Genomic DNA, 4222 nt, shown 5'->3' on the forward strand with positions numbered 1-4222 from the left:
TGGAGCTCCTTGTCGATCACGGCCGGGTACGCCCCGAACTCGTCGAGCACGGTCAGGAACGTCTCGAACATGCCGTCCAGCGCGAAGAACGCATCCGGCAGAGCGACACGACGCACCACCGAGCAGAAGACGTCGCCCTCGTTCCACTGCGCGCCGGCGAGCTCGGCGGCCATGGAGCCGTACCCGCGGAGGACCACCTGGAGCCCGTTGACCCGCTCGCAGGACCGGGTGTTCATCTTGTGCGGCATCGCCGACGACCCGACCTGGCCGGGCTGGAAACCCTCGGTGACCAGCTCGTGTCCGGCCATCAGCCGGATCGTGTGGGCCAGCGAGGACGGGCCGGCGCCCAACTGGACCAGCGCGGAGACGACCTCGTGGTCGAGGGACCGCGGGTACACCTGGCCGACCGAGTCCAGGGTCCGGGAGAAGCCCAGGTGCCCGGCGATGCGGCTCTCGAGCTCCGACATCTTCCCGGCGTCGCCCCCGAGCAGGTCGAGCATGTCCTGCGCGGTGCCCATCGGGCCCTTGATACCGCGCAGGGGGTACCGCTCCATCAGTGAGTCGACCCGCTCGAGCGCCAACAGCAGCTCATCGGCCGCGGAGGCGAAGCGCTTGCCCAGGGTGGTGGCCTGCGCGGCGACGTTGTGGCTGCGGCCGGCCATCACCTGATCGCGGTGCGCCACCGCGTGCTCGGCCAACCGGCGAACCGCCGCCACCCCGCGGTCGCGGACCAACTCGAGGGAGCGGATCACCTGGAGCTGCTCGACGTTCTCGGTGAGGTCCCGGCTCGTCATTCCCTTGTGGATCTGCTCGTGTCCGGCGAGGGCGTTGAACTCCTCGATCCGGGCCTTGACATCGTGCCGGGTCACCCGCTCGCGCTCGGCGATCGACGCCAGGTCCACGCGATCGATCACGGCCTCGTAGGCCTCGATCACACCGTCGGGAACGGTGACTCCCAGATCACGCTGGGCGCGCAGGACCGCGATCCACAGCTGCCGCTCGAGCACGATCTTGTGCTCGGCGGACCACAGAGTGGCCAGGTCGGCGCTCGCGTAGCGCGAGGCGAGGACGTTGGAGATCCGGGGCTTGGTGGCCCGGGCGGGTACGGCGTTCTGGGCGGTCACGCCCCCAGTATCGCAGCCCGGTCAGGAGATCATCGAGCCGCCGGTGGACCCGGCGAGGATCTCGCGTGCGTTGAGGTAGACCTGATCCACCGTCAGCGGCGCCTCGAGCAACAGCCACGGGCGGGTGATGTAGACGATGGTGGTGATGATCTCGGCGGAACCCATGCGCCGACGTTAACCCGTGGGCGGCTGATGCGGGACCAGTACGGCCTCCAGTCGGTCCATCGCCTCGGCGATCTCGGCGGTGTCCCCGGCGAAGCTCAGGCGCACCGTGTGCCGACCGTCGACGGTGTCGAAGTCGACGCCGGGTGTCAGCGCGACCCCCGTGCGTTCGAGGATCTCCGCGCACCACGCCACCGAGTCGTCGGTCCATTGCGAGACGTCGAAGTAGGTGTAGAAGGCTCCGTCGGGAGGTGCGGTCTCCCCCACCCCGAGTCCGGCGAGTCGGCGCAGCACGAGCTCGCGGTTCCGGGCGTACCGCTCCACGTGTGAGTCGAGCTCGCCTGCCGAGTCCTCGGTGAACGCGGCGACGGCGGCGAACTGGGCGTGCGCGGGCGGGCAGATGGTGAGGTTGCCGATGAGCCGGTCCACGGGGGCGCCCAGGTACCGCGGCAGCAGCATCCACCCGATCCGCCAGCCGGTCATGGAGAAGTATTTGGACACCGAGCCCATCACCACGGACTCGCGGCTCGTCCGCCATGCGCTCGCGCACTCCCGGCCGTAGGTGACGCCGTGGTAGATCTCGTCGCTGACCAGCAACGTGCCGTTGGCCTCGCACCAGCGCGCGAGGGCGGCGAGCTCGGCGGCGTCGATGATCGTCCCGGTCGGGTTGGCGGGACTGGCCACGATGAGGCCGGCGGGTGGGTGGCCCAGCTCCACCGTGACCGCCTCGAGCTGCGCGACCGTGGGTTGGTACCGGGTCCCGGGGCCGCAGGCGATCTCGTGGACGCGGCAGCCCAGGGCCTGGAGGGTGTTGCGGTAGGCGGGGTACCCGGGGCGGGCCATGACGACGGTGTCCCCGGGATCGAACGCGGCCAGGAAGAGCACCGTGAATCCGCCGGACGACCCGGTGGTGACGACGACGTCGTCGGCGGTCACCTCGACACCGTCCACCCGCCGGTGGTGGTCCGCGATCGCCTCCCGGAGCGGTCGGATTCCGATCGCCTCGGTGTAGCCGAGGATCTCGCCGTCCACCGCGCGCCGTGCGGCCTCCAGCACCGGCCCGGGCGCCGGGGTCGAGGGCTGCCCGGCACACAGGGAGATCACGTCGCCGTGGGTCTCCTGACGCCGCGCCGCCGCGGCCAGGACACTCATGACGTGGAACGGCTCGACGGCCGACCTGAGAGAGGGGGTACGCGCGACGCTCATGCCCCCGACGCTATCGCCCCCGTCAGGAGGTCAGTCCGAACACCCACACCAGGAGGGTCATGGTGACGAGCGTGATGAGCACGATCCCCACGAGGTTGAGCCACACCCCGCCGCGGATCATCTGGCCGATCGTCACGTATCCGGATCCGTACGCGATGGCGTTGGGCGGGGTCGCCACCGGCAGCATGAACGCGCAGGTGGCGGCCAGGGCGACCGGGACCGCCAGCAGCATCGGGTCGAGCCCGAGACCCAGCGCCACCCCACCCGCGACCGGCAGGAACGTCGCAGCGGTCGCGGTGTTGCTGGTCAGTTCGGTCAGGATGAGGACCCCGCCGGCGGCGACGACGACCAGCAGGACGACCGGCAGGCCACCGAGGGCGGCGGACTTCTCACCGATCCAGTCGGTGAGCCCGGACCCGGAGAACTGGGCCGACAGCGCCAGCCCGCCGCCGAAGAGCAGGAGCACCCCCCAGGGCAGGGCGAGCGCGGCCTCCCACGTCAACAGGCGAACGCCACGCGCGGTGCCGGCGGGAAGCAGGAACAGCACGAGTCCGGCGATCAACGCGATCCCCGCGTCGGAGACGGGCGGGTCCTCCCACACCAACGGCACGGTCACCCACGCGACGGCGGCGGCGACGAACACGGCCAGGACGCGTTTCTCGCCCGACGAGATGGGGCCGAGGCTGCGCAGCTCGTCGTCGAACAGTTGCCGCCCCCCGGGGATCCGCTCCACCTCCGGCTTGAACAGCACCTTGGTGAGCAGGAACCAGGCGACCAGGAGCATCACGATCGACAGTGGGAGACCCACCATCATCCACCGGCCGAAACCCAGGATGATGCCGTGCTCGCTCTCGAGGTAGCCGGCGAGCAGGGTGTTGGGCGGGGTTCCGATGATCGTCGCCAGCGATCCGATCGACGCGGCGTAAGCGATGCCCAACATGAGGGCGGTCCCGAAGTTCGACCGGATGACGGCCTTCTTGACCTCGTCGGACGTCGGGTCCGACGAGGAGTCCATCCGGGGCATCGACCCCTCGGGGTCGTCCTCCTGCCCTCCGGACCCGGTCCCGCCCAGTTCGGAGGCGAGCATGAGGACGGAGACGCCGATCGGCAGCATCATCACGGCCGTGGCGGTGTTGGACACCCACATGCTCAGGAAGCCGGTCGCGATCATGAACCCGGCGATGACCCGTGTCGAGCGGGTGCCCATCGCCCGGACCGTCAGCAGGGCGATCCGTCGGTGCAGGTTCCACCTCTGCATGGCGATCGCGATGAGGAATCCGCCCATGAACAGGAAGATGATGTTGTTGCCGTACTGGGCGCCGACGTCGTCGACCGAGATGTCCTGACCCAGCACCGGGAACGCGATGAGCGGCACCAGCGCCGTGGCGGGGATGGGGATGCACTCGGTCATCCACCAGATCCCCAGCAGCACCGCCACGGCAGCGGTCAGTCGCGCATTGTGCTCCAGGTCCCCCGGCATGACCGTGTAGACCAGCACCGCGGCCGCGACCCCGGCGACGGTCCCGACCACACTGCGGACGAACTCGCCGCGGGGCACGGCGCCGTCGCGCTCACCGGGCGACTTCTGCTCGATCTCCGCGCCGCGGTCCGGGTCCGGGTCCAGGCCGCTCAGGTGGGGGGCCATGACCATCCTCCGGCCCCTCGGCCGATCACGGTCGCCGGTTGCCATCGCCTTCTCCCTCGCGCGCCACGCGTCCCGGAGCGCCCCC

At 70.3% G+C, this 4222-nt stretch carries 4 protein-coding genes; all 4 read right to left on the reverse strand.

Annotated features, from left to right (window positions below; all coding sequences use genetic code 11):
* The coding region (gene purB / locus G6018_RS15810; RefSeq protein WP_182640124.1) for an adenylosuccinate lyase at positions 1-1124 on the reverse strand (1124 nt) is incomplete at its 3' end.
* A gap of 21 nt (positions 1125-1145) precedes the next feature.
* Positions 1146-1289 carry a hypothetical protein gene (locus G6018_RS15815; protein ID WP_159110286.1) on the reverse strand — a complete coding sequence of 48 codons (144 nt, stop codon included), beginning with the start codon at positions 1287-1289 and terminating at the stop codon, positions 1146-1148.
* Positions 1290-1298: 9 nt separating this feature from the next.
* Positions 1299-2492, reverse strand: coding sequence for an aminotransferase class I/II-fold pyridoxal phosphate-dependent enzyme (locus G6018_RS15820; RefSeq protein WP_182640125.1), 1194 nt, complete (start codon positions 2490-2492; stop codon positions 1299-1301).
* Positions 2493-2514: 22 nt separating this feature from the next.
* Positions 2515-4143: a DASS family sodium-coupled anion symporter gene (locus tag G6018_RS15825; protein WP_241731072.1), complete on the reverse strand. Its 1629-nt coding sequence runs from the start codon at positions 4141-4143 to the stop codon at positions 2515-2517.
* Positions 4144-4222: the final 79 nt, after the last annotated feature.

The sequence above is a fragment of the Dietzia sp. DQ11-44 genome, from assembly GCF_014145205.1.
GTDB classification, from domain to species: domain Bacteria; phylum Actinomycetota; class Actinomycetes; order Mycobacteriales; family Mycobacteriaceae; genus Dietzia; species Dietzia natronolimnaea.

Coding starts and splice junctions, on each gene's coding strand:
- G6018_RS15815 (WP_159110286.1), bottom strand. CDS start 1,289: ATGGGTTCCGCCGAGATCATCACCACCATCGTCTACATCACCCGCCCG.
- G6018_RS15820 (WP_182640125.1), bottom strand. CDS start 2,492: ATGAGCGTCGCGCGTACCCCCTCTCTCAGGTCGGCCGTCGAGCCGTTC.
- G6018_RS15825 (WP_241731072.1), bottom strand. CDS start 4,143: ATGGTCATGGCCCCCCACCTGAGCGGCCTGGACCCGGACCCGGACCGC.